Source organism: Ruegeria faecimaris (assembly GCF_900182615.1).
GTDB classification, from domain to species: domain Bacteria; phylum Pseudomonadota; class Alphaproteobacteria; order Rhodobacterales; family Rhodobacteraceae; genus Ruegeria; species Ruegeria faecimaris.
The window spans coordinates 12,460-35,988 of sequence record NZ_FXTE01000014.1; the positions used below are offsets into that span (position 1 = coordinate 12,460).

20 protein-coding genes are annotated in these 23,529 nt (G+C 58.3%); 7 read left to right on the forward strand and 13 right to left on the reverse strand.

What is annotated here, in order from left to right:
* Position 1: 1 nt before the first annotated feature.
* Positions 2-685 (forward strand): phosphonate C-P lyase system protein PhnL, encoded by a 684-nt coding sequence (gene phnL / locus FN806_RS17030; protein ID WP_142639349.1) that lies wholly within the window; start codon positions 2-4, stop codon positions 683-685.
* Positions 682-1,230 carry a phosphonate metabolism protein/1,5-bisphosphokinase (PRPP-forming) PhnN gene (locus tag FN806_RS17035; protein ID WP_142639351.1) on the forward strand — a complete coding sequence of 183 codons (549 nt, stop codon included), beginning with the start codon at positions 682-684 and terminating at the stop codon, positions 1,228-1,230. The genes phnL and FN806_RS17035 overlap by 4 nt, the downstream gene beginning before the upstream one ends.
* On the opposite strand, the gene FN806_RS17040 is transcribed toward FN806_RS17035, so the two are convergent.
* Positions 1,212-1,895 (reverse strand): DUF1045 domain-containing protein, encoded by a 684-nt coding sequence (locus FN806_RS17040; RefSeq protein WP_142639353.1) that lies wholly within the window; start codon positions 1,893-1,895, stop codon positions 1,212-1,214. The two genes, FN806_RS17035 and FN806_RS17040, sit on opposite strands and share 19 nt — an antisense overlap.
* A gap of 52 nt (positions 1,896-1,947) precedes the next feature.
* Between FN806_RS17040 and FN806_RS17045 the strand changes: the two genes are divergently transcribed.
* On the forward strand, positions 1,948-3,087 hold the full coding sequence (locus tag FN806_RS17045; protein ID WP_142639355.1) for an alpha-D-ribose 1-methylphosphonate 5-triphosphate diphosphatase: 1,140 nt from the start codon (positions 1,948-1,950) through the stop codon (positions 3,085-3,087).
* Here the strand turns inward: FN806_RS17045 and FN806_RS17050 are convergent, their stop codons facing one another.
* From FN806_RS17050 to FN806_RS17080, 7 genes are read right to left on the reverse strand one after another with little or no spacing between them, the layout of a single operon-like run.
* The gene (locus FN806_RS17050; RefSeq protein WP_142639357.1) at positions 3,088-3,564 is read right to left on the reverse strand and encodes a class I SAM-dependent methyltransferase; all 477 of its coding nucleotides are present in this window, start codon (positions 3,562-3,564) and stop codon (positions 3,088-3,090) included. It lies immediately after the preceding gene.
* Positions 3,561-4,334: a polysaccharide deacetylase family protein gene (locus tag FN806_RS17055; protein WP_142639359.1), complete on the reverse strand. Its 774-nt coding sequence runs from the start codon at positions 4,332-4,334 to the stop codon at positions 3,561-3,563. Before FN806_RS17055 ends, FN806_RS17050 begins: the two co-directional genes overlap by 4 nt.
* Complete coding sequence (locus FN806_RS17060; RefSeq protein ID WP_142639361.1) at positions 4,324-5,472, reverse strand: glycosyltransferase family protein; 1,149 nt, start codon at positions 5,470-5,472, stop codon at positions 4,324-4,326. The genes FN806_RS17055 and FN806_RS17060 overlap by 11 nt, the downstream gene beginning before the upstream one ends.
* Positions 5,469-6,053 carry a histidine phosphatase family protein gene (locus FN806_RS17065; RefSeq protein ID WP_142639363.1) on the reverse strand — a complete coding sequence of 195 codons (585 nt, stop codon included), beginning with the start codon at positions 6,051-6,053 and terminating at the stop codon, positions 5,469-5,471. Before FN806_RS17065 ends, FN806_RS17060 begins: the two co-directional genes overlap by 4 nt.
* On the reverse strand, positions 6,050-7,126 hold the full coding sequence (locus FN806_RS17070) for a glycosyltransferase family 4 protein (RefSeq protein ID WP_142639365.1): 1,077 nt from the start codon (positions 7,124-7,126) through the stop codon (positions 6,050-6,052). The genes FN806_RS17065 and FN806_RS17070 overlap by 4 nt, the downstream gene beginning before the upstream one ends.
* Positions 7,126-8,373, reverse strand: coding sequence for a glycosyltransferase (locus tag FN806_RS17075; protein ID WP_142639367.1), 1,248 nt, complete (start codon positions 8,371-8,373; stop codon positions 7,126-7,128). Before FN806_RS17075 ends, FN806_RS17070 begins: the two co-directional genes overlap by 1 nt.
* Entirely contained in the window at positions 8,370-9,584 is a 1,215-nt protein-coding gene (locus FN806_RS17080; protein ID WP_185956733.1) for a glycosyltransferase family protein, read from the reverse strand. Before FN806_RS17080 ends, FN806_RS17075 begins: the two co-directional genes overlap by 4 nt.
* A 368-nt stretch (positions 9,585-9,952) precedes the next feature.
* Between FN806_RS17080 and FN806_RS17085 the strand changes: the two genes are divergently transcribed.
* Positions 9,953-12,328, forward strand: a complete 2,376-nt coding sequence (locus FN806_RS17085) for a mechanosensitive ion channel family protein (protein ID WP_142639369.1) — start codon at positions 9,953-9,955, stop codon at positions 12,326-12,328.
* Positions 12,329-12,425: 97 nt separating this feature from the next.
* On the opposite strand, the gene FN806_RS17090 is transcribed toward FN806_RS17085, so the two are convergent.
* The 5 genes from FN806_RS17090 to FN806_RS17110 are packed head-to-tail and all read right to left on the reverse strand — an operon-like array spanning position 12,426 to position 19,635.
* A complete protein-coding gene (locus FN806_RS17090; RefSeq protein WP_142639372.1) occupies positions 12,426-13,769 on the reverse strand; it encodes a CoA transferase in 1,344 nt (447 codons plus the stop codon).
* On the reverse strand, positions 13,766-14,920 hold the full coding sequence (locus FN806_RS17095; protein ID WP_142639373.1) for an ABC transporter permease: 1,155 nt from the start codon (positions 14,918-14,920) through the stop codon (positions 13,766-13,768). Before FN806_RS17095 ends, FN806_RS17090 begins: the two co-directional genes overlap by 4 nt.
* Positions 14,917-15,945 (reverse strand): ABC transporter permease, encoded by a 1,029-nt coding sequence (locus tag FN806_RS17100; RefSeq protein WP_142639375.1) that lies wholly within the window; start codon positions 15,943-15,945, stop codon positions 14,917-14,919. The genes FN806_RS17095 and FN806_RS17100 overlap by 4 nt, the downstream gene beginning before the upstream one ends.
* Positions 15,946-15,959: 14 nt before the next feature.
* Entirely contained in the window at positions 15,960-17,870 is a 1,911-nt protein-coding gene (locus tag FN806_RS17105; protein WP_142639377.1) for an ABC transporter substrate-binding protein, read from the reverse strand.
* Positions 17,863-19,635, reverse strand: a complete 1,773-nt coding sequence (locus FN806_RS17110) for an ABC transporter ATP-binding protein (RefSeq protein ID WP_142639379.1) — start codon at positions 19,633-19,635, stop codon at positions 17,863-17,865. The genes FN806_RS17105 and FN806_RS17110 overlap by 8 nt, the downstream gene beginning before the upstream one ends.
* 200 nt (positions 19,636-19,835) lie before the next feature.
* On the opposite strand from FN806_RS17110, the gene FN806_RS17115 reads away from it, so the two are divergent.
* The 3 genes from FN806_RS17115 to FN806_RS17125 all read left to right on the forward strand — a co-directional run bounded on the left by FN806_RS17115 (position 19,836) and on the right by FN806_RS17125 (position 23,527).
* Positions 19,836-20,366: a class I SAM-dependent methyltransferase gene (locus tag FN806_RS17115; RefSeq protein WP_142639381.1), complete on the forward strand. Its 531-nt coding sequence runs from the start codon at positions 19,836-19,838 to the stop codon at positions 20,364-20,366.
* Positions 20,367-20,384: 18 nt separating this feature from the next.
* Positions 20,385-21,014 (forward strand): glutathione S-transferase, encoded by a 630-nt coding sequence (locus tag FN806_RS17120; protein ID WP_142639383.1) that lies wholly within the window; start codon positions 20,385-20,387, stop codon positions 21,012-21,014.
* Positions 21,015-21,124: 110 nt separating this feature from the next.
* On the forward strand, positions 21,125-23,527 hold the full coding sequence (locus FN806_RS17125) for a GcvT family protein (protein WP_142639385.1): 2,403 nt from the start codon (positions 21,125-21,127) through the stop codon (positions 23,525-23,527).
* Positions 23,528-23,529: the final 2 nt, after the last annotated feature.

The window sequence follows — 23,529 nt, forward strand, 5'->3', positions numbered from 1 at the left end:
AATGATTGAACTGAACAATGTCAGCAAAAGCTTTACCCTGCACAATCAGGGGAGCGCGGTGATCCCGGTCATGCAGGGCGCTACGCTCAGGGTTGAACCGGGTGAGTGTGTGGCGCTGACCGGCGCGTCGGGGGCAGGTAAATCCACCTTGATGCGGGTGATCTATGGCAACTATCTGGCTGCCTCGGGCCAGGTTCTGGTCGGTGGTTTAGACGTTGCCAAGGCTGAACCGCGCGAGATCTTGACCCTGCGGCGCGAAACGCTGGGCTATGTCAGCCAGTTCCTGCGTGTTGTGCCCAGAGTGCCGACGCTTGAGGTCGTGGCCGAGCCGCTTCTTGCCGTTGGTTGCGATAAACAGAAGGCACTGGACAAGGCTGCGGGTCTGCTCGAGCGTCTGAATATTCCTGAACGGCTCTGGCCCCTTAGTCCGACGACTTTTTCGGGCGGCGAACAGCAGCGCGTGAACATCGCGCGCGGCTTTGCCCATGAATACCCGGCCATGCTGCTGGATGAACCCACAGCCAGTTTGGATGCGCTGAATCGCGAAACCGTCCTGTCCCTGATCCTTGAGGCGAAAGAGCGCGGAACGGCGATTATCGGCATCTTCCATGATGTTGACGGGCGGAAGCAGGTTTGCGATCGCGAGATCAACGTTTCGCAATTCACGCCGGGAATTGCGGCATGACGCTTGCCCCGGTCATAGCGGTTGTCGGTCCGTCAGGTGTCGGCAAAGACAGTGTGATTGAGGCGTTGGAAGCCCGCGCAAAAGGTATCCAGCGGCTGCGCCGTGTCGTCACCCGCCCCGAAGGCGAAGCGGGGGAAGATTTCAGACGGGTCACAGATGACGCGTTTCGACAGATGGAAGGTGAGGGCGCATTCGCGCTCAGCTGGCATGCACATGGGTTGCTCTATGGTGTGCCGAAAGAGATCGCGCAGCAACGTCAGGTGGCGGAGGCAGTTCTGGTCAACCTGTCGCGTGCTGTGTTGTTGCAGGCGCAAGAGATCTTTGGCGACCTGATTGTTATCTCGTTGACTGCAGACGCGAGCGTTCTAGAGCAACGCTTGTCATTGCGCGGGCGCGAAAGTGACAGCGAACAGGCGCGTCGGTTGGGCCAGGCCAAGACCCCTTTGCCTAAGGGGCTGGTCCGGGTGATCGAGGTCGACAATTCTGGTGCTCTGCAGGATACGGTGGCCAAAATTTTGTCCCGCCTTCAGTTGGAAAGCGCATAGCGATGGATCAGGTGAAACCGTCCATCCTCGGCCTCGCCCATCAGGGCCAGATCCGCAATTCGAAAGGGTTTTGGCAAAAGCGGCCCCAGATGGTTTTCCAGGGTGCGCTGGACCGAAGCAAGCACGGGCTTGCCCAACCTGCCGCTCAGGGTGATGTGAAACCGAAACGCGTTCAGCACATAAGGGTATCCCCATTTGACCAGGTTGGCGTCCTGATCCGGTGTCAGTCTGGAGGCGCGGCGATGTTCAAGTTCAGCCGCCGACGGTGGGGACCGGAACATATCAAGCTCTTGAACACAGGCGGCGGCCAACGCGTTCAGCGCGGCTGTGTCGCCCAGTGGTCGCAGGGCAAGAAACCGGCCAAGGCGGGCAATCTCAAGACCTTCCATCATGATTGCGCATTGGCTGGCAGCAAGGGTGGCGCAGGCCTCTTGCAACGCTGTGACGGATTGCCCCTCGCGCAGGCGGAACGGGGGTTTCATGGTCGCGTGCAGCCCGTATTTTCGCGGTACCTCCGTAACCGCTGCAACATCCACACCATCCAGCCCAGGATGGGCGACCTCGGTGCCAGCCTCCATGTCCCAGCCCAGCCAACGGGTTGCGAATTGCGTCCACTCCGCCGTGGCGGGTGGCGCAAAATAGATCGCGTATCGCGTGAATGTCACATTGGCCTCCTATTGCGTGGCCTTCCAATACCTCAAACTGTGTGAAGTTCAGATGACAGAAGAATTGATCCTTGCCAATGCCACGCTGATCCTGCCCGACGAAACCATTAACGGCAGCGTCCGGGTTCAGGGCGACAGCATCACCGAGATCGATACAGGCGCGGCGGTTCCAAGCGGTGCAATCGATTGTGAGGGTGACTATGTCAGCCCCGGTCTGGTCGAGCTGCACACAGACAATCTGGAACGTCATATCCAGCCCCGCCCCAAGGTCGACTGGCCCCATGCGGCGGCAATTCTTGCCCATGACGCCGAACTGGCCAGCACGGGCATCACAACCGTGTTCGATGCGATGCGCGTCGGGTCGATCCCGACTGGTCCGCGATACAACAAATACGCACGTGGCCTGTCCCGCGAGCTGTGGCAGTTACGAGAGCAAGACGCCTTAAAAATCAGCCATTTCCTGCATTTGCGGGCCGAGTTGTGTTCAGAAACGCTGGTCGAAGAACTGGATGAATTCGGCCTCGAGGACCGTGTCGGGCTGGTGTCACTGATGGACCACACGCCCGGTCAGCGTCAATTCCGCGATATCTCAAAGCTCGAAAGCTATCTGAAAGGAAAGCTGGGGTTGGAGGGCAAGGAATTCCAGCAGCATGTCGCGGACCTCAAGGCGATGCGGGACAGGAACGGCGAAAAGCACGAGGTGGAAACCGTAAAGGCGGCCAAACGTTTTGGGGCCATGCTGGCCAGCCATGACGACACCACCCAGGAACAAGTACATGTGTCAGCGGGCCACGGTATCCGGCTGGCCGAATTCCCCACTACCGTCGAAGCGGCGCGGGCTTGCCACGATCACGGGATCAAGGTGATGATGGGGGCGCCAAATGTAATCCGGGGCGGGTCACATTCGGGGAATGTGGCCGCCAAAGAACTGGCCGAGCTGGGACATCTGGATATTCTGTCTTCGGACTATGTGCCGGCCGCGTTGTTGCTGTCGGCGGCACGGCTGGGCGAGATGTGGGGCAACATGGCCCGTGGACTGCGGACCGTAACGATGTCCCCGGCGCAGGTGGTCGGGCTGGAAGACCGTGGCGAGCTGCGCGCAGGCGCACGCGCCGACGTCATACGGTTCCGGATGCGTGAAGGCGCGCCTGCCCTGAACGGAGTGTGGTCGCGAGGGCGACGTGTGGCCTGATCAGGCCCTGTAAAAAAGGTATCGGTCGGGTGCGATGGTCTCCGGTCCGGTGATCTGTTGAAACCCAACCAGTGGTTGGCCGGATATCAGCAGCCCACCGGGCAGCATGACCTGAGCGATCAACGGGCTGAGCATTGCCGCCTCTGCCACGTCATCCTGCTTGATACCGCGCCCGAAATCGTAATGTGCCAATGCTATTTTTGGGCCACCGGCTGCTAGTTTCTTTAACATAGGAACCGCTTCGCCCTGCAGAAAATCCTCGGCCGGAGGGGTGCTCGACGGGTGGCACTGTAAAACCCTGTCCATGACCCAGATGCGCCGGTCTGGTAGAATTTCACGTAGGTGATCATAGGTGCGGCCATTCCCCAAACCCATGTCCAGTATATCGCCGCTCGTATCTGTAATCTGATCAACCGCCCAGTTCAGCCCGTCGCGTTGGGCCGTCAGGCGGCGCAGCATTGAATCCAATCGGCTCATTCGGGTCTCCGTGATTTATCGTTTTTTGGGGCGGTCCAGACGGTCGCCGGACCATTCAGAAACCGCGTCAGAAGGTCCTGCGTAAAGGACCAGATTTCCTCGTCATGCACCAGGTGATGCGTCAGGATCCCAAACGGCTCGGTATTGTCCGCAGGCCCTTCGCGCCTGTCCCGCAGCAGATCTGTGGCCTGAGCGATCAGCTTGTCCCGAGGGGCCAACCCCCGTGACCCGCGCCAGTCGATCGGGTCCAGATGCGTGTTGACCTGCATAAGGCCAGGTGCCGCCATCTTTGCCTTTCGGGGGGTGGCGGTGGACAGGATGCGATATCCCAGGCCCGGCAATTCCTGAACCATCTCTGACGCGATCCGGTTCCAGGGTGGCACAAACATAGGGCACAGCTTGTCTGGGAACAGGCTCTGTAACCGGGTCAGCCCGGCCCGTGCATCGTTGCGGATGTCCTGAAAGGGGCGATGCAGTCGAAACTCTGATTTCTTCTCGTTTGTCGGAGCGTGGTTTTGATGGGCCCAGCCATGGACCACCGGTATCAATGCGGGCGAGCCTTCGACATGGGTAACCAGATCTTCATCTGCGTCACGCGGAATAATCGCCAGATGAACCGGCAGTTCCAGTGATGCGGACAGCGCCTCCAAACGTTCCAACTGTGGCGTGACACAGACCGCGTCATCATCCCTCCACCACAGCGGCAGAGACAGCCCGTCCCGCCGCCACAGATCAAGCTCGGTCATCAGGGGGTGCCAATCACCGGTCATGGGCGTGATCCAAAAGTGATTGTACAATCTCGACAGATTTTGCAGCCCCGTCAAAACCCTGACCGGCGATTGGCCGTGCGGGGGCCGCCAGGACGGCCTCGACAGCCTTCGCGAGGGTTTCACCGGTCAACTGGTCGCTTGGCAATACGTCTATTGCGCTCAGCTTCGACAGGCTTTGGCCGCGCAAGGTCTGCTCGACTTCGCTTCCGTCGTCGAAGGGTATGAAAACCGAGGGTACGCCAGACTGCAGGATGTCCAACGCAGTGTTGTAGCCGCACATGCTGACCGACGCGGCGGCCAAGGGCAGCATCTGTCGAAAGTCCGGACGCACCGGTTCCAGCGTGACAGGGGCGTCGCCAACACCTGCTGTCAGGCGTTCTATGCGTGCTGCGGAGTCCAGCCCGCCTACCAACAGGCGCCAGCGCCTGTTGGGCATCTTTGGTGCGGCCTCGATGGCCGCCTGAAAGATAGGTTCGCCCACCGACCCACCGCCAGCGCTTACCAGAATCTCACCTTTACCAATCCCTTCGGGATGCGGGGTCGGTGCCGTAGGGGCCACGAACCCGGTATAGAACAGGCGATGCGCCAGACGTTCCGAGACTGGCCAGCTTACATCCAGCGGGATCATGTTCTGGTCTGAATGGACAAGGACACCGTCAAAGAGGTCAAGAATGATTTCCACGGTGCGCTGGGCTTTGGCAGGTTTGGATGGGGGCGCCAGTATGTCCCTGACAGATCCCAAAATAACCGGGCGCGGGTGCTGTGCGTGGGCAGCATCCAACAGGGCGTCAAACTCATCCGCCAGGGATCTGCGGCCAAAGGGGTAAAGCTCGGTTATCAATACATCCGGAGCAAAGCTCCGCAGCGCCTCTGTCAGGGCAACCTTGCGAGCGTCGAAATAGGCAGCATCTGCGACCTCATCCGTTTGCGTCAGCAACCGCGTAAAATTGGTGCCGTCCGAGCGCAGTGGCGGCAGCCCTAGCAAGTCGATCCCGGTATGGTCCAGCTGCGGCGCGGGCATTCCACCTGAGACCAGCAATACCTTGTGACCCTCTGCGGCAAAGGCCCGGCCCAATGTAAGCGCGCGGCTCAGATGTCCGGTGCCCAGCAGATGGGTCACAACGATCATCACCCTCATATGCGGGTCTCCTGCCGGATCAAACGGATAGGGTCAGTTTCGGGGCGCATGGACTCCATGTCCACGATATAGAGGCGGTTGCGCTTGATCTTAAAGGGGGCGGGGCCGTCAAAATCCCATCCCCAGGCGCGGGCCAGAATGACCCGCATGATACCGATATGGCAAACGGCTACGGTATTTTCACCAAGACTGGCAAGCCAAGGTTCCAGCCGCTGCCAGATTTCGGCGGGGCTTTCACCTCCGGGGGGTAGGAAATCCCAACCCCAATCCTCGATATGGCGATAACCGCTTGCGGGATCGGCAATGAGATCGGTGCCGTGCTGCCCCTCCCAAGCGCCCCAGTTCATTTCCATGAGGGCCTCGGACTTCAACGGTTCGCGCCCTGAAACCAGTTGTGCCGTCTGGGCCGCACGCGCCAAGGGACTGGACCAGACCATAGCCTGATCCCAAGGGGAGGGCAGGGAATAGCATGCCAGTTCTGTCAGTGCCTGTTCATCTAATGGAATATCGCTGCGCCCCTGAATGCGCCCGGCGCGGTTCCACGCCGTATGCCCGTGGCGCAATAGGGCGAGCTTGCTCATGTGGATGCCTCCAGCAAAGGATCAACAGCCGTCCAGAACCGATCAGTTGCATCGGGCATCAGGTGGCGCGCGGCTATATATGCGGCCGATTGGCTGCCTTGAGAAGACCGCAGTGCCGGATTGTCCAGAAGAGTGCGCAGCCTTGCGGCCAGCCCCTTGGCCCCTTCAGCAACCGAAGGATAGTCGGACGGCATAAGCACATCCCGGACGCCCGGCCTGTCTTGCGCGACCACGGGGATACCATGTGCCTGAGCCTCTAGATAGATCATGCCATAGGCCTCATTCACTCCGGGCCAGACCATCAGGGATGCGGTAGCATAAGCCTTGCGCAGCGCGTCGCGATCAAGCTGCCCCAGAAACCGGACTTTCGTGCCAAACTTGGCCATCAGCGCTTCGATTTCGGCGCGGGCGGGACCATCGCCCGCAATAGACAGGGACCAATCGCCCTGCAGGTGGCGCAGTGCCTGTTCAAGCACCCGGTAAGAGGCCAGCTTGTCGCCGTGTCGCATCATGCCCACGGCCAGCATCGGGCCATCGCAGCTAGAGGCCTGCGGCAGTGAGGAGGCGGGAAGAAACGGCGGAAGCTCGACAAGCGCCTGATTTCCAAACTGCTCGCGTTCCAGCGTGATGAGGTCATTGGCGGTGTGATAAAAGATCACCCGGGCCGCGTCGCAGGCCTGATGGGCCGCTTGGGCAAACCCTAACCATGGCCCCTGAAGGCGGCTGTAGGCACGGGTGCTTTCAAGCTGAACATAGGGTATGTTTCGCGCCGTACTTACACGGGGCCCAATCAGATCAGGGGCCTTGTAATAATTGTGATAGGTCACCCATAGTGCAGTGTCAGCAGGCAGGTCGCAGGTCAGGCGCAGCACCTCGGCATCAGCCTCATGGCGCAGCTTGGCCTGGACCTCTTTGTCGCCGTGCTTGTCGAATACGCGCAGGTCCGAGGCCAGATCCACCGCATCCCCTCGGGCTTGGATTGCAAGAAGAAGATTTCGTGCCATTTCCCGGTCCCCCGACGGCACCGGGCTGTTGGGGGATTTCATCGGGGCATAGAAGGCGATGCGCGGCATCAGCTCTTATGCGCGCCCAGCGCGCTTAACCTGGCAGACAAAAGCGCTATGCCCGGGTCCATGCGGAAGTCGGCGATCAGGCGATCATAGGCAGCGCCCGCCATACCAGCAGCCTGCGCGGGGTTGGCCGCCAGCTGTGCAATCGCATTTGCCAGCGCGACCGGATCGTCATCCGTCAGGACGCCATGCGTGCCTGTCTCGATAAACTCAGGAATCGCAGAAACGGGGGTCGACAGGATCGGCAGATATTGCGAGGCGGCTTCCATCAACACATTGGGCAAGCCATCCCGGTCCCCATCTGTGGCAATCCGGCTGGGCAGAACAAACAGGTCTGCTGTGCGCATCGCGGCGATGACCTCAGGTTGGTCACAGGCCCCTTTCCAGGTGATGCGCCCGGACAACCCGGCCGATGCGGCCCGGTTCTGCAAAGTATCACTCAGGCTTCCTCCGCCGATATGCGTCCAGTGCCAGTCAAGATCGTCCGGCAGCATGGCGAGTGCATCAATCAGGCGATCGAAGCCTTTCTTTTCGACCAACCTCCCAACGGACAGCATATGAAAAGGGCTGTCAGCGGGGCGTAAGCCGCGTTCCGGCGGGGCTGGAAAGCGGCCCAGGTCCAGCCCGTGATAGATCAGTTCAACCCGTGCCGGATCGTCGGCGAGGCTGCGCAGATGCTGGGCGCCGATCGCGGTGCAGGTTGCACCAAAAGCTGCTCCGTAAGTGTCGGAGTGCAACTTTTCCGATTTTTCCCAGTCCGGTGACGTCCAGATATCTTTTGCATGGGCTGAAAAGCTCCACGGAAGGCCGCGCATGATCGCGGCATAGCGCGCGACCGACGAGGGCGTATGCATGAAATGCGCATAGAGAACCTGTGTGCTGGCGGGCAATTCCGCAGCCAGAACGCAGGCCTGACCGAACCGACGGATGCGGTTGTGCGTGGGATCGCGGCGCAAATCAGCGCGCCAGACCTTATAGGCCGCGCCGTATCCCGGCAGACGCTGCGCTTGTTCGCTGGCAGCCCATATGCGCTGAGGTTCTTGATACAGATATTCCGGCAAGTACCGAACCTGGCCACGAAACCTGTCGTGCAGCGGATGCCGTTTCATATCGGTTGGATGACGCAGGGACCAGATGTCGAACTGATGGCCGGCCTCTTGCAGAGCAACAAGTTCCTGCGCGATGAACGTTTCGGACAGGCGCGGCCACCCTTTGACCAACACCGCCAGATTGGGCGCGCCTGCGGTCATCCGGTTGCCCGTTCCTGTTCCTGATTCAGCAATACCTCAATGCGCCCGGTGACATAGTCCAACCCGTCCAGCAGGCCCTGTTCAATGGCCTGAGACGGCAATGGCTGATGTGGTAGATCGCGAATGGCACGGACCATGGAATCGGTTGTTAGCCCGTCACGGAACTCGTCCAACATCCGGATCAGTCCTAGATCCTCGGCGCGTGAGGCACGGATCCACTGTTCCATACGCGGACTGGTCCGTGGAACAATGACGGCGCGTTTGTCAAAGGACAGGACCTCGCAGAACGTATTATACCCACCCATACAGACGACGCCAGCCGCGCCGTGGAACAGCGTTTCGATCTGGGATTCAAAGCCGACGGCGGTCACACGCCCGTTCAAGGCGGCCACACGTGTTTCGAATTCGTCCCGCAGATCACCAGACAGGAACGGGCCATAGACCAATACCGCGCGTGGTGACAGGTCGGGGTCCTTTTCGTAAGCCGAAAGAACCAGGTTCACCATCGCCTTGCCGTCCCCACCACCACCTGGGGTAATCAAGATATAGGGCTGTTCCGGTGGGGTACCGATTGGCCCCAGATCACGACGCAAGTAGCCAGTCCAGTGAATGCGCGACTGGGCCGCGTGATTCAGAGGCAGCCCCTTGGTCGGATCATAGATCGAACGCAGCCCGTAAACCCAGATTTCATGATAGAATCTTTCGGTCGCTGCAGTTGCCTCTTTCCGTTCCCACTCTGCGGCCAGAACTTCGGGTTCATCCAGAACATCACGCAAACCCAGCACCAGTTTGGTGCGCTGCGAGAGCAACAGGTTTTCGAGTGTTGGCAATAGCTCGCCGCGGAACCCGGTGGGTTCTTTGTCTACGATCAGAATGTCCGGGTCAAACTGCTGAACGGCGGTCTGAATCAACCCCGATCGCAACTCGGTCACCTCGTCGATCCCCATCCCGATTGTCTGAGACGCGTATGACCCGTCCGCCCGTTTGGTCACGCCAGGCAGACGCACGTGGTCGACCCTGCGCGGAAATGTGAACCGGCCAGCGACGGGCGATCCGGTCAGGATCAGGGATGATGCCGTTGGATCCGCCTGCGTAATTGCGGCGGCCAGTGCACGAGACCTGCGCAGATGCCCCAGCCCGAACGTGTCATGGCTGTAGAACAGGATCCGTGGCGCGCGGCCAGTAGTATCGTTTTGTCTTCCTAGGCTCATGCCTTCGCCTGTCTTAAGTGTCTTGGTGTCGGTCCGCGCATCGGCACCTGTTAGCTTATCGTCTTTCACCCGTCTTGCCAAAGGGCCTTGTGACCCGCCGACTGGAAGGGACTGCGTAAAACGTCAGCCATTCCCCTGGTAAGCCGCAAGGTGCCTTTTCGTTTTTGCGCAAAGACCTTAGCTGCTTGCCCGAAAGTGTATGCCCAGCCCGTCATATTCAGTTTTGAAGCGGATGAAAACATCCGATTCCAACTCATTGCACCCGGAACACGCCTGTGCACTTTATCGGGACCGCAGCGGCGCACAAATTGAAGTGTTCGGAAAGCTTCTGTAACCTGCGACAACATGCGACCCGGAAGCGAGAATTCATGAGATTTAACCTATTGGCTGCAATGGCCCTGTTCGTCTGGGTGGCTATGCTATCTCTGGGGTCGGAAGCGACGGCGCAGACTTCGCTTATACCCGGGTATGGTTCGGGGTCTGGCACGACATCCGAAGCAGACAAGGAAAGCGATCTGGCTGACGCGATCCGATCAGCCACCGAAGCGGGTGCAAGCGTCATCGTCATCGACAGCGCCGGTCAGCTTGTCTCATCTGGTGGCAATACCGCCTCGACGCACGACGATATCGCCCATGACCCGATGTCCGAAGGGTCACAGTTGATGAAGGCGCAAGAGCGGTTCTCGAAGTTCCGCGAGTCGATGGAGTCGCGCCTGCAGGCTTTGCCGTATTCGATCTTCGAAGTGCAATATGTTTTGCGAGAGACCAGCCCGGACGGCCGAATACAGACCTATGTCGAAGTGTTGGGCTGGAATATACTCTTCCTTCTTCTGGGGCGCTGGCTGTCGATAGAAATCTACGGCAAGCGTCTTGCAAAAAGGCTGGTGGTGGCGCGGTCAAAAGAAGATCCGCAGGGCTATCGCGAAAAAATGCCCTTTCTGGTCTTTCGCTTTTTCATGGGTGTTGGGGCCACGATCTTCGCGATGCTGATGGCCCTGATCGTGGGCTATCTGATCTTTGGCGAGGCTGAAGATCTTTCGATTCAGTTCACGACCACCGCCATATTTACGGCATTCTTTCTTGCACGCACAGTTTCCGATCTTTGGCGTATGGTGTTGTCTCCTTACCTCAGTCAGTACCGGCTGCCGCCCTTTTCCGACCGGGAGGCAAAACGCCTTTACGTCTGGGCCTCGGCAATCGCGACATATGATATCTCGGTGGTATTGTTTTCTACCTGGGTTGCGGATTTTGGTCTGAACTACAATGTCTATGCGATGGTCTATGGCGGCCTGACCATGTTTGGCGCCTTGGGCAATGTTCTGATGATTCTGTTCAACGCGCGCGCCATCTCGAACGCGATCCGAGGCGGGCGGTCAAAGGAACAGGTATCCTGGATTTTGCGCCTGATATCGATTGCCTGGGCTCCGGTCTTGGCAGTTTATATCGTGTTCAGCTGGTTCAAACTGGCTGTTGATCTGGTGCTTGAGAACGAGAATTCCATTCCGATTGTTGCCAGCAGCTATGCCATCTTCATGTCTGTGGTAATTGCCTATGGCGCGATGAACTATCTGCTTGAACGCTACTTCGTCCGCAATCGCCAGATTGAAGAGCTGAACGCAGAGACTGGTGCCGGTGTTGAAGAGGATGAGGTTCCTCAAACCCCACAAGCGGAAAAGAGAAAGCACTCGATCGTCACCTATGAGGATCTGGCGCGACGTGTGGCCGGTATCCTGGCATTTGTCGTCGGGTTATATGCTCTGGTCGTAATCTGGAATCCGGACGCAAGCTGGAGCGAAGACCTGCCTATTGAACGGGCTCTGGACGTGATGGTTATCCTGTTCATGGGCTACATCTTGTTCCATTTCTTCCGTGTCTGGATTGATACCAAGATTGCTGAGGAAGAAGACGTAGCCGGTGGAGAGGTTGAACTGGGCGACGAGGGCGGGGAAGGCGGGCAAAGCCGTCTTGCGACACTGCTTCCATTGTTCCGTGGCGCAATTCTGGCGGTTGTTGTTGTGACCATCGTTCTGATTGTCCTGATGGAATTGGGTATCAATGTCAGCCCGCTGTTCGCCGGTGCCGGTGTCGTGGGTCTGGCCGTTGGGTTCGGGTCGCAAACGCTTGTCCGGGATATCTTCTCGGGCGCGTTCTTCCTGATGGATGATGCCTTCCGCAAAGGCGAATATATCGACATTGGCGATGTGAAGGGGACGGTCGAGAAAATCTCGGTCCGGTCGTTCCAGTTGCGGCACCATCTGGGCGCACTGAATACGATCCCCTTTGGCGAGATCAAGGTTCTTACCAACTATTCGCGTGATTGGGTGATCATGAAGCTGCCCCTGCGGGTGACCTATGACACCGATGTCGAAAAAGTACGGAAACTCATCAAGAATTTGGGCCAAGAGCTTTTGAGCGATCCGGTGATTGGGGATAACTTTATCCAGCCGTTGAAATCGCAGGGCGTGATCGAAATGCAGGATTCGGCGATGATTATTCGGGTCAAGTTCATGACCAAGCCGGGCGATCAGTGGCTGGTGCGTAAGAAGGTCTATCAGGATATCCGCGAATTGTTTGCCCGCGAAGGGATCAAGTTTGCGCATCGTGAGGTGACCGTCAGGCTTGCTGACGGAAAAGAGGCCGAAAACCTGACACCGCAGGAACGCGAAGCGGTGACCGGTGCAGTGCATGCGGCCATCGACGAGGATTATCTGGACGATATCGGTCCTGGAGGCGACGACCGCTAGGGACCGCTCCCGCCTCTTTGGGCTGCGTCTCTGACGAGACCCCTTCCAAAGCGTTGGGCCGGACCGCGCGGCTGCCGGCGAGGGTGTAGGCGTAGGGCTATGACCAGGTGGCGCTCGACGTGCCCAGCTTGCTTGCGGGCAGGTCCCACGACATCTGGGCCGGACCAACCGAGAGCGCGGGCTTCAACCTGTGGCCCGGTCCCCATCCAGAGGTTTCGGTCTTGGTCGTGAAATCAGCAGGAACCGAAGCGCCAATTTCTGTCTTGGTGTCGAACTTGCCTAGAATGGTCAGCAGGTCAGCCGTGCGTGCCAGCGACAATCGGGCCTGCATGATCGGCGCACCCTTCGCGGCTTCGGACAATGCTGACAGGACGGCGGCAGCCATCAGATATCCAGTCGCGTGGTCCAGCGCCTGCACCGGCAGGGGTGTCGGCTTGTCTGCACCGGCCCATACCCGACCTGCATCGGCAATCCCGCTGCTCATCTGTACGAGGCTGTCAAATCCGCGCCGCGAAGACCAAGGACCTTGCCAGCCATAGGCATTCAGTGTGACTTCTACTCTGTTCGGGGCAATCTCGTCCCGTTTGGCTTGGGTGAGGCCCAGCGCGTCCAATGCGCCAGGGCGATAGCCGTGAATGAAGACATCCGCCTGGGTCAGCAACGCGTGAAGTGTCTCGGCACCTTCCGGCGATTTCAGGTCAAGATAGGCGCAGCGCTTGCCCAGGGAAATGTCCGGGATCACACCGGGTTCATCCCAACCCGGAGGATCAATGCGCAGGACCTCTGCCCCGAACCCGGCCAGAGTTCTAGTTGAAACCGGACCGGCCAGAACGCGGGTCAGATCAAGCACGCGCAGACCTGCCAGCGGGCGCTTGGCCGTTGCCTGTGGCCGGTCGCGAAGCTTAATCTGTCGGGGTTTGTGCCACCCGATCAGCGGGTCCCGTGAAACCGCGCGCCCCTGTGGATGATCCTGCCATTCCCCACGGCTGCGCATGGCGGCAGCGACACCGCCCTCGGCCACGATAGCGTTTTCAAGACTGGCCGCCGACAAGGTTGCAACAGCCTTTGTAACTGCGTCCCGATCTCCTTTGACCTTCAGGACTTTCAGGGCGGCCGCACGGTGCAGAGGCAGGTTCGTGTGCAACCTGATCCAACCGTCATTAGCAAGGTAGTCACCGGCGATGCTGTCCCAGAGGTTGGGCATTTCCCAGCCATCGGGTTTGAAAGAATATCCGTACCAGAGAGACGCCAACCGGTGATCGACCAAAATCTCGGGCGGGTTTTGTGTCAGGTTCAGCGCGCCCATCAGGTGTGCCAGTTCCTGGCCAACAGCCGCAAAGCTGGCGGTCGCCAATTCGGAGACTGCATACACGCTGGGTCGGGCTCCGGTGCCGGTTGTCCGATACCCTTCGGGTGATGGCAGTACGGATAGCAGTGTCATTGCTGATACGGATCCAGGCTGTCACGAAGCCCGTCACCCAGAAAGTTGAATGCCAGCACGATGACAATGATCGGCAGCATCGGGATGGCCGTCCAGGGGTAGATCTCGATCGAGGCAAGGTTCTGCGCATCGTTCAGCATCACACCCCAGCTGACGGCCGGGGCGCGCAGCCCAAGCCCAAGGAAGCTGAGCGCCGTTTCGCCCAGGATCATTGCCGGGATCGACAGGGTTGCCGATGCGATCAGGTGCGACATGAAGTTGGGTAGCAGGTGCTTGCGGATCACCCGGCCCGAGCTTGCTCCCATCATTTCGGCTGCACGTACATATTCTTCTTCGCGCAACGATAGGAATTTGGCACGAACGGATCGCGCAAGGCCAGGCCAGTCGAGAATCCCCAGGATAATCGAGATGATGAAGAATACCGCGACCGGGCTCCAATTCGAGGGGACCGCCGCTGATAGCGCGAGCCAAAGGGGCAATTCAGGTAGTGAGCGCAGAATTTCGATTATACGGTTAATCACCCAGTCGATTCTGCCGCCAAAATATCCCGCAATCGAGCCGAACAGGATACCAAGAAAGAAGGACACTGAAATCCCGATCAGACCCACCGTCAATGACAGCTGGGCGCCAAAGAGGATACGGCTGAATACATCACGGCCCAGACGATCCGACCCCCAAAGGAACAAAGTCGCGTCTTCAGGTGCGCAGAACAGATGGGTGTCGGACTTGATCAGACCCGCCAGCTTGTACTCGGCCCCTTCGCAGAAAAACTTGATTGGCCGCGGGGTGTCGGTGTCGGCGACAAACTTCCACTGGAAGGTCTCCAGATCCGCCTCGGCCACCATCGAATAGACATAAGGCCCGATGAATTCGCCCTCATGGAACCAGTTGATGCTTTGCGGCGGGGCATAGAGATGCTCGTCATTACGTTCATTCGGGCCATAAGGCGCGATGAAACCCGCAAAGGGCAGCATGAGATAGCACAGCAATAGGAAGACGCCGGAAATCAGGCCCAGCTTGTGGGTTCGGAATTTGCGCCAGACCAGAATCCAGTTCGGAGCATCCAAATCGGCGCGCTCAAGCTGTTGCAGGGCGGCATCGGGATCGAATGGGGCGTCGTCGACATAGCGACCATCAGGATGTTGGGTCATGCTTCACGCCCCTCATATCGGATGCGCGGGTCCAGCATGACCAGCAGAATGTCAGAGATCATCGTACCGATCAGTGTCAGCAAAGCCACAAACATTAGGATGAAGGCGGACAGGAACTGGTCCTGGGTTTTCAGCGCGGTCAGCAATGTCGGGCCGATTGTCTGAAGGCCCAGAACAACCGATACCAGAACAGAGCCGGAGACCATCGAAGGCAGCAGGTTTCCGATATCCGCGACAAAGGGGTTGAAGGCCACACGCAGCGGATATTTGGTCAGCATCCGTGACGGGGCCATGCCTTTGGCAATGGCGGTTTCCACATAGGGTTTGCCCAGCTCATCCAGCATATTCGCCCGTAATCGCTGCATCATCGCCGAAGCGCCAGATGTGCCGATCACAAAGGTCGGTACGATCAAATGGACGAGGATGGATTTCAGCTTTTCCCAACTCATTGGCAGCCCTTCAAAGGACGGGTCCATCAGGCCTCCGATTGGTAGGTTGAAATAGCGGTGCCCATAGTAAAACAGGATTAGTGCCAGTAGAAAGTTCGGCGTTGCCAGACCCAAATAGCCCACAAAGGCCGAGGTATAGTCGATCCAGGTCCGCGACTTCGCGGCTGCAAGGACACCCAGTGGCAAGGCCACCGCATATACGAACAGGATGGCGGCCAGATTGACCACGACGGTCAGCCACAGCGTGTCGCCCACGATTTCTGCGACAGGGCGGTCAAATTCAAAGGACCAGCCGTAGTTGCCTTGCACCAGCCCATCGAACCCATGCGGGCCAGGCCAGAAACCGATCCAGATCATATATTGTTCCCACATGGGGCGATCCAGCGCATATTCCGCGCGCAGGAATTCTGCCTTGGCCACACCCGCCGATTGTCCGGACGCCTGCAGTTCAGCGATCTGATTGCTGAGATAGTCGCCCGGGGGCAGGTTGATAATCACGAATACCAGAACCGACACCACAAGAAGGGTCAGCAGCATCGTGAAAAAGCGATAGACTGCATAGCGCAGCATGACCATGTGGCTGCTCCTGATCAGTCGGCGAAAAAGAATTCGTCCGGCCGGTGAATGCCGAAATGTGCGCCGGGTTCCCAGGCCCACATGGCCTGCTCGGGGACGTTGCGCAGGCGGTTCGATACGACGATAGGCTGAGGCGCACCGTTCAGAATGCCAATGGCATAAAGTTGGTCAGCGTGGATTTTCAGCATCTCATCCCATGCGGCCTTGCGTTCCTCATCAGTCGAGGCGACCTCCCAGTTATGGGCCAGTTCCATCAGGCGCTCGGCCTCAGGCATATCGGGTTTCTCGCCAACATCGCCTCCGGTCTGATAGTACTGCCCCCATTTTGGCCAGGCCAAAAACACCTGATCGGTAGGGGCAAGATAAGCTGGTGAGGTGTGGTGTTGCGGGATGCCGTCATCCCAGCCGAACCAGACGGACGCCATTGTGCTGCCGGCAAACACCCGGTTGCGCAGAATGTCCCTGTCCAATGGGCGCATGATAAGATCGACGCCAATGTCGCGCCATGTGTCCGTGACGATTTGCAAGGCGTTTTCGACCTCTTGCCGCTCACCTGCAGTTTCGATGACCAGTTCCATCGGGCGGCCATCCGGCAACAGCCGCGTGCCGTTCTTGTCACGTTCGGTCAGGCCGGCCTCGTCCAGCAGCGCATTCGCCAATTCGATGTCGTACTGTGCCCATGCCTTTGCGTTTTCTTCGTTGAAGAAGGGCGAAGCAGGCAAGACCGACATCGCGGCGGGATGGGCCAGTTTGAAATACAGCGCCTGATTTATCGTTTTGCGGTCGATTGCCAGAGACAGCGCACGGCGAACACGCGCGTCACGCAAAACGGCACGCCATGCTTCGTCTTCGTAGTTCAGATTGGGGTAAATCGCGATCTGTGAGGCAACCCCGGTTTTCCACAGCAAGGTTTTGTAGTCTCCACCGGCCTCGCCTTTTTTCAAGATCGAAGCGTCGCGGAACGCCAGTCCGCGCCCCTGTAGATCGGATTCGCCAGCATTGGTTTTTGCAGCAACCAGACCCCCGGCCACGATCTCCATCTCGACCACGTCGATATAGGGAAGCTGCACCCCATGGCTATCGATGCGATGAAAATAGGGATTGCGAACAAAGTTGTGACGGATCTTTTTGCCCGAACTTGCATTCAACCAGGGCTGCAAGGTTGGCAACTCGTGGTTGTCAAACTTGTAAAGGTTGTCGAGTTTGTTGTGTAAAGCTGCCCAGCTTTTGACGCGGGCATCTTCAACCTGAAAGGCAAGCTTTTCTGCGTCAGCGTATTTCTCGTGGTACTGTTTCAGGAACTCGGAAGGGCGGTAGATGAAAGGCGGGCGCGCTTGTGCCAGAGCCTGCAGGAAGCCGGGGTTGGGATCTTCCCATTCAAACACAACGGTCGTTTCATCGGGGAAGGTCACGGTCGGAGTCTTGCCTTCGACGATCAGAAAATCCGGTGGTCCCGACGGGCTGAGCAGTTCATTATTTGCCACATCCTCCCACCAGTATCGGAAGTCCTCGGAAGTGAACGGAGAGCCATTCGACCATTTGTGACCTTCACGCAGGTTGAGGGTGTATTTGCGGTTGTCGTCGTTCTGGAAGGATTCAAGCAGGTCTGGAACGACCTGATAGGTCTGGTCGAACCCAACAAGGCGGGCGTATCCGTAAACGACCATCTGCCGGATGTCTTTGGACCGAGTAATCATTGTGCGCAAAGTGCCGCCCTGTTTGCCGAATTCCCTGCCTTTTGCAGCAAGATCCACAATCAGGGGTTCGGCGGGAATTCGGTCCTGTATGGGGGGAAGGTTCCCCGCATTCACTTCGGTTTCCCAGAAAGTACTTTCTTGCAACTCGGGCATGTCTGCCGTGGCGGGCAGGGCCCATGTTGCGGCCAGCGCAACGGCCAGTAACAGCGGGCGAGTGGTCTTAAACATGGCATCGTACCTTATGGCCGGGCTCCATCTCTACCAATGAAGGTACCACGGAGTCGGTAAATCGGAAGGCGTCATCCCAACTGTCAGGTGAACCAGCACCCAAAGCAACCAAATTCAGGTCGATGGGGCGGTTGATGTCGGGCTCTGGTTGCGCTGCAATCAGTGCCTTGGTGTAAGGGTGACGAGGGTTGTAAAACAGTGTCTCGGGCGGGGCCTGTTCCACGACAAGCCCACGACGCATCACAGCAACTTCGTCGGCAATGCGTGCAACAACCGCAAGGTCGTGCGAGATGAAGAAATACGACAAATTCAGGCTGTCCTGCAAATGTTCCAGCAATGTCAGGATTTGTTCCTGAACCGACACGTCCAGAGCCGAAGTGGGTTCGTCACAGACAATAAGCTGAGGGTCGAGCATCATTGCGCGGGCAATCGACAGGCGCTGTCTTTGGCCGCCGGAAAAAGCATGGGGATAGCGTTTCAGCATATCGGCGTTCAGGCCAACACGTGTCAGCATCTCGGCCGCTTTTTCGCGCTGCTCGGCGGTCGATCCGATACGGTGAATCTCCAACGGTTCGGTCATCGCATCCTGAATGCGCATGCGAGGGCTGAGAGAGCTGTAGGGATCCTGAAACACCATCTGCGCCTTGCGCTGAAACGCGGTGCGCTGGGTCCGGGTCATCTTGTGAACGGTGATTGCTTCTTCATCGGGGGAGGATCGAAACAGAACCTCTCCGCCCGGATCAGGCGGCTCAGCCCCTAGTGCGATGCGGGCGGCCGTAGTTTTGCCCGAGCCGCTTTCGCCGACGATCGCCAGCGTCTTGCCCCGCGCGAGGTTCAGATCGACTCCGCGGCAGGCATAGATCAGGCGTTCGCCCTGCCAGCCCTTGCTGGATCGCATCGTATAGGTTTTCGACACGGCCTTCATCTGAAGGATCAGATCTTCGTCGGGCATCGGGATGCCAACCGCGTCCTGATCCGGAATCTCGGGCGCGGCGTTGAACAACTGTTGGGTATAGGGGTGAGCAGGGCTGGTCAGGATCGGTGCCGCAGCTCCAGCCTCCATCACGCGGCCTTTGTGCATGACCACGACCTGTTCGGCCATATTGGCGACGACCCCCAAATCATGGGTCACAAGGATCAGTGCCATTCCCGTTTCACGCTGAAGCTCTTTGATCAGCCCCAGCACCTGGGCCTGTGTCGTAACGTCCAATGCTGTCGTCGGCTCGTCCGCGATCAGTAATTCCGGTTTGGAAACCATGGCCATAGCGATCATGGCGCGTTGGCGCATCCCGCCGGACAGCTCGAACGGGTAAGAATCATAGGCGCGCTGAGGGTCTGGAAAACCCACGCGTTCGAACTGTTCCAGAACCGTTTTGCGGGCCTGTGCCTCGGAGGCATTGCGATGCAGCCAAAGAACTTCGCTGACCTGATTGCCAATTTTGTGCAGGGGAGAGAGCGAGCGCATCGGCTCTTGAAAGATCATCGAGATCCGATTGCCACGAATGCCGCGCATCTGACGTTCGCTGATCTGGGTCAGTTCCTCCATGCCTTTAGAATCATTCAGAGTAATCGTGCCGCTTCGAATTTGGGCTGCTCGGGGAAGAATGCGCAACGCAGCCCGGCATGAGATCGTTTTCCCCGACCCTGATTCACCCACAAGCGCAAGTGTCTGTCCCGCTTCGACGTCGAAGTTGACGCCTTGAACCACAGACTCTCCGGCACCAAATCCGATGCTGAGGTCCCGGACAGACAACAACGCAGTCATGCGGGTATTCCACCCGTTAGGCCGTAGCTCGGCATAGGCTTGATCAACTCCCTGTGTTTTTTGTCGCAGTTTCGCGCGGTTGTGCCTGTATAGTCAAACCCGTTCTTAGGGTGAAATGTCGCGAAAACGTGAAACTGAGGCCGATTTGCCTACACAATGCCTTGAGGATTTGTCATCACATGCGATGTCGGTCACAGGTTATGTGTCGTCAAATATCAAGGAGAGATTTCCCAGTGCCCGATCCCCAAAGCCGTCTTGACCTGTTCATCGACCGTATGGTGTCGCAGCGTGCCTGCCTGGACCATGCCATTGCACAGACAAGCACCATGTCCGGTCCGGTGTTCGAGCTGGGATTAGGGAATGGTCGTACTTATCATCACATGGTTCAGTACATTCAAAACCGTCCGGTCTATGTGTTCGAGCGCGCCGTGGCCTCCCATCCGGACTCTACCCCGCCCGAGGATCTGGTGATTCTGGGGGATGTGCGTGAGACTCTGCCTGCGGCGCTGGAACGGTTTGGGGCGACGGCCAGTTTGATCCATGCGGATCTTGGCGGCCATAACAGGGACAAGAACGATGCTTTCGCGCGGTTGGTTTCCCCCCTGATAGAACCGTTGTTGGCAGAAGGTGGGCTGATGGTGTCCAGCGACCGGATGTATTTCGAAAACCTGACCGAAATCCCGCTGCCTGAACATGCGGTGGACGGACGTTGCTTTATCTACCGCCGCTAAGCGCGAGAAGGATACCAAATGCTTTTCTATGATTGCACGACCGCTCCAAACCCGCGCCGCGCGCGCATGTTCATCGCAGAAAAAGGGCTGGAGATTGAAACGCGCAATATCTCGATAGCAAAGGCGGAACAGTTGGATGGCGCTTTCCTTGCGGTAAACCCCAATGCGACGATCCCTGTTCTGGTGACGGATGAGGGTGCAACGCTGACCGAAAACCTGGGCATTGCCGCCTATCTTGAGGCGCGCTTTCCCGAACCACCTTTGATGGGACGTACGCCAGATGAAAAGGGGCTGGTCCTGATGTGGAACAGCATTGTCGAGCAGCAGGGTGGAGTGCCTATTGCCGAGGCTCTGCGCAACACCCATCCCGCGTTCAAGGATCGGGCGATTCCAGGCCCTGCGAACTATGCCCAGATTCCCGAGCTGGCTCAGCGCGGCACGGCTCGGGTGGGCCGGTTTTTCGATTTGCTTGAAACGCGGCTGAAGGATAGCGCGTTTGTTGCGGGGGCTGAGTTCACGCTGGCCGATATCTCGACCTTTGTGTTCGTTGACTTTGCCCGCGTGATCAAGATGCGGATTCCACAGGAAAATACCGCGACGCTGTCTTGGTTCGACAAGATCGCATCGCGTCCAAGCGCACAGCTTTAATGCGTTGAAATTGAGTGTCTGAACTTGCTCACTTGCACTGTACAGAAATGTCTAGACAGGTGTGAACAGTATCACTAGCGTCTCCCTCGAGTCATGCAGGGGAGAGCATAATGAAATCTCAGTATCGCGTTGTGGTCATCGGTGGCGGCGTTGTGGGCGCCTCGGTTCTGTATCACTTGGCCAAATTCGGCTGGTCAGATGTGGTCATGCTGGAACGGCGGCGGTTGGCGTCGGGATCGTCCTGGCACGCGGCGGGCGGTATTCACGCGCTGAACGCGGATCCGAACATGGCATCGCTGCAGGCCTATACAATCGACCTTCTCAGCGAGATCGAAAAGGAATCCGGGCAGAATATCGGCCTGCACATGACCGGTGGTCTGACTTTGGCTGGAACGCCCGAGCGGTGGGAGTGGCTGCAGGCCAACTATCGTATCTTCCAGTCTATCGGTATCGAAGACTGCGAATTGCTGACTCCACAAGAGGCGCAAAAGCGCTGTCCCATCATGTCGACTGACGGCGTTCTGGGCGCGATGTGGGCCGATCGAGAGGGCTATATCGACACGACCGGTACGGTTCAGGCCTATGCAACCGCCGCCAAGAAACGCGGTGCCGAGTATTACGAGGAGACCAAGGTCGAGGAATTGATCCAAACCGATGATGGCTGGCAGGTCGTGACGGACAGGGGCACAATAACTTGTGAGCACGTGGTTAATGCCGCGGGGCTTTGGGCCAAGCAGGTCGGGCGCATGGCGGGGGTTGAGCTGCCAGTGTCGCCGCTGAAACATCACTATCTGATCACGGATACAGTGCCCGAAGTGGCGGCGGCGGATTTTGAGATGCCAATGACCGTGGACCTCGAGGGGTTCACCTATATGCGGCAAGACCAAAAGGGCGTTCTGGTCGGTATCTATGAGGTCGACCATGAACATTGGGCCATGGACGGCGCTCCGTGGAATTATGGCGAGGAACTGTTTCAGGAGCAGCTTGACCGGATTGAGAATGAACTGACGCTGGGCTTTGAACGCTATCCGTCGATCCAGAATGTCGGTATCAAAACCTGGGTCAACGGGGCGTTTACATTCTCGCCTGATGGTAACCCGCTGGTCGGGCCGGTTCCAGGCAAACGCGGGTATTGGACCGCCTGCGCTGTCATGGCCGGGTTCCTGCAGGGCGGCGGCGTTGGCAAAACGCTGGCTGAGTGGATGATCCATGGCGAGCCCGAGGCCGATGCATGGCCGATGGACATTGCCCGCTATGGCGATTTTGCCCAGAACAAACGCTATATTCGTGAAACCACCGGGCAATTCTATTCCCGCCGTTTCGTGATGACTTATCCGAACGAACAGCTGCCTGCCGGCCGTCCGCTGAAGATGGCGCCAGCTCATGACGCGATGACTGGAGCGGGATGCAAATGGGGTGTCAGCTGGGACCTTGAGGTGCCGCTGTACTTCGCGCCGAAAGGGTTCGAAGAAACGCCGACCCTCAAGCGATCAAACGCGCATGACATCGTGGCCAAGGAATGCAAGGTGATCCGCGAGGGCGTCGGCCTGATGGACATCTCTGGCTTTTCCCGGTTCGAGGTCACCGGGCCAAATGCCGAGCTGTGGCTGGATCGCGTGATGGCTTCGAAACTGCCCGCGCCGGGACGGGCCAAGTTGGCACCAATGCTGGGTGAGAATGGGCGGCTAAAAGGGGATCTGACCGTTCTGAATTGGGGCGATGGCACCTGGTGGATCATGGGCAGCTATTACCTGCGCGCCTGGCATATGCGCTGGTTCGACGATCATATGATCGACGGAGTCGAGGTTCGCGATCTGGGCGAGGAGTATTGCGGGTTCGGTCTGGTCGGGCCAAAATCGCAGGAGGTAATCGAAAAACTGGCCGAGCAAGACATCTCCGGCCTGAGATTCATGGGCTGTAGTGATTTTGATATCGGTCTTGTCAGGGCTCGCGTTGCGCGCATGTCAGTCACAGGTGAAAAAGGCTATGAGATCAACTGCCGCTATGGCGATCACATCAAGCTGCGTCGGATGTTGCTTGAGGCCGGGGCTGATGAGGGCATTCGTGAATGTGGGTTCAACGCGATGCTGTCCACGCGGCTTGAGAAAAGCTTTGGCATCTGGTCGGCTGAATTCACTCAGCTTTACACGCCGGGCATGACGGGTATGGATCGCTGGATCGATTGGGACAAGGATTTCGTCGGTAAAGAGGCCGCCTTGGCCGAACGCGATGGCAATGGTCCTGCGCAGGTTCAGGTGACGCTTGAGGTCGATGCTCTGGACGCAGATGCCAGCGGATACGAACCTGTCTGGTCAGGGGCAGAGCACGTGGGTTTTGTCACCTCGGGCGGCTATGGCCACTACACCGGCAAGTCCCTGGCGATGGCGCTGGTCAATCGTGACAAGGCCGCACCAGGCACTGAACTGTCTGTCCATGTGGTTGGGGTCGAACGACCTGCGCGGGTCATCGCGCCGTCGCCCTATGATCCACAGGGCAAAGCGATGCGGGGTTGAGC

Coding starts and splice junctions, on each gene's coding strand:
- FN806_RS17060 (WP_142639361.1), bottom strand. CDS start 5,472: ATGAGGGTGATGATCGTTGTGACCCATCTGCTGGGCACCGGACATCTG.
- FN806_RS17045 (WP_142639355.1), top strand. CDS start 1,948: ATGACAGAAGAATTGATCCTTGCCAATGCCACGCTGATCCTGCCCGAC.
- FN806_RS17115 (WP_142639381.1), top strand. CDS start 19,836: ATGTGTCGTCAAATATCAAGGAGAGATTTCCCAGTGCCCGATCCCCAA.
- FN806_RS17050 (WP_142639357.1), bottom strand. CDS start 3,564: ATGAGCCGATTGGATTCAATGCTGCGCCGCCTGACGGCCCAACGCGAC.
- FN806_RS17125 (WP_142639385.1), top strand. CDS start 21,125: ATGAAATCTCAGTATCGCGTTGTGGTCATCGGTGGCGGCGTTGTGGGC.
- FN806_RS17095 (WP_142639373.1), bottom strand. CDS start 14,920: ATGACCCAACATCCTGATGGTCGCTATGTCGACGACGCCCCATTCGAT.
- FN806_RS17105 (WP_142639377.1), bottom strand. CDS start 17,870: ATGTTTAAGACCACTCGCCCGCTGTTACTGGCCGTTGCGCTGGCCGCA.
- FN806_RS17065 (WP_142639363.1), bottom strand. CDS start 6,053: ATGAGCAAGCTCGCCCTATTGCGCCACGGGCATACGGCGTGGAACCGC.
- FN806_RS17120 (WP_142639383.1), top strand. CDS start 20,385: ATGCTTTTCTATGATTGCACGACCGCTCCAAACCCGCGCCGCGCGCGC.
- FN806_RS17090 (WP_142639372.1), bottom strand. CDS start 13,769: ATGACACTGCTATCCGTACTGCCATCACCCGAAGGGTATCGGACAACC.
- FN806_RS17080 (WP_185956733.1), bottom strand. CDS start 9,584: ATGAGCCTAGGAAGACAAAACGATACTACTGGCCGCGCGCCACGGATC.
- FN806_RS17085 (WP_142639369.1), top strand. CDS start 9,953: ATGAGATTTAACCTATTGGCTGCAATGGCCCTGTTCGTCTGGGTGGCT.
- FN806_RS17100 (WP_142639375.1), bottom strand. CDS start 15,945: ATGGTCATGCTGCGCTATGCAGTCTATCGCTTTTTCACGATGCTGCTG.
- FN806_RS17075 (WP_142639367.1), bottom strand. CDS start 8,373: ATGACCGCAGGCGCGCCCAATCTGGCGGTGTTGGTCAAAGGGTGGCCG.
- phnL (WP_142639349.1), top strand. CDS start 2: ATGATTGAACTGAACAATGTCAGCAAAAGCTTTACCCTGCACAATCAG.
- FN806_RS17055 (WP_142639359.1), bottom strand. CDS start 4,334: ATGACCGGTGATTGGCACCCCCTGATGACCGAGCTTGATCTGTGGCGG.
- FN806_RS17110 (WP_142639379.1), bottom strand. CDS start 19,635: ATGACTGCGTTGTTGTCTGTCCGGGACCTCAGCATCGGATTTGGTGCC.
- FN806_RS17035 (WP_142639351.1), top strand. CDS start 682: ATGACGCTTGCCCCGGTCATAGCGGTTGTCGGTCCGTCAGGTGTCGGC.
- FN806_RS17070 (WP_142639365.1), bottom strand. CDS start 7,126: ATGCCGCGCATCGCCTTCTATGCCCCGATGAAATCCCCCAACAGCCCG.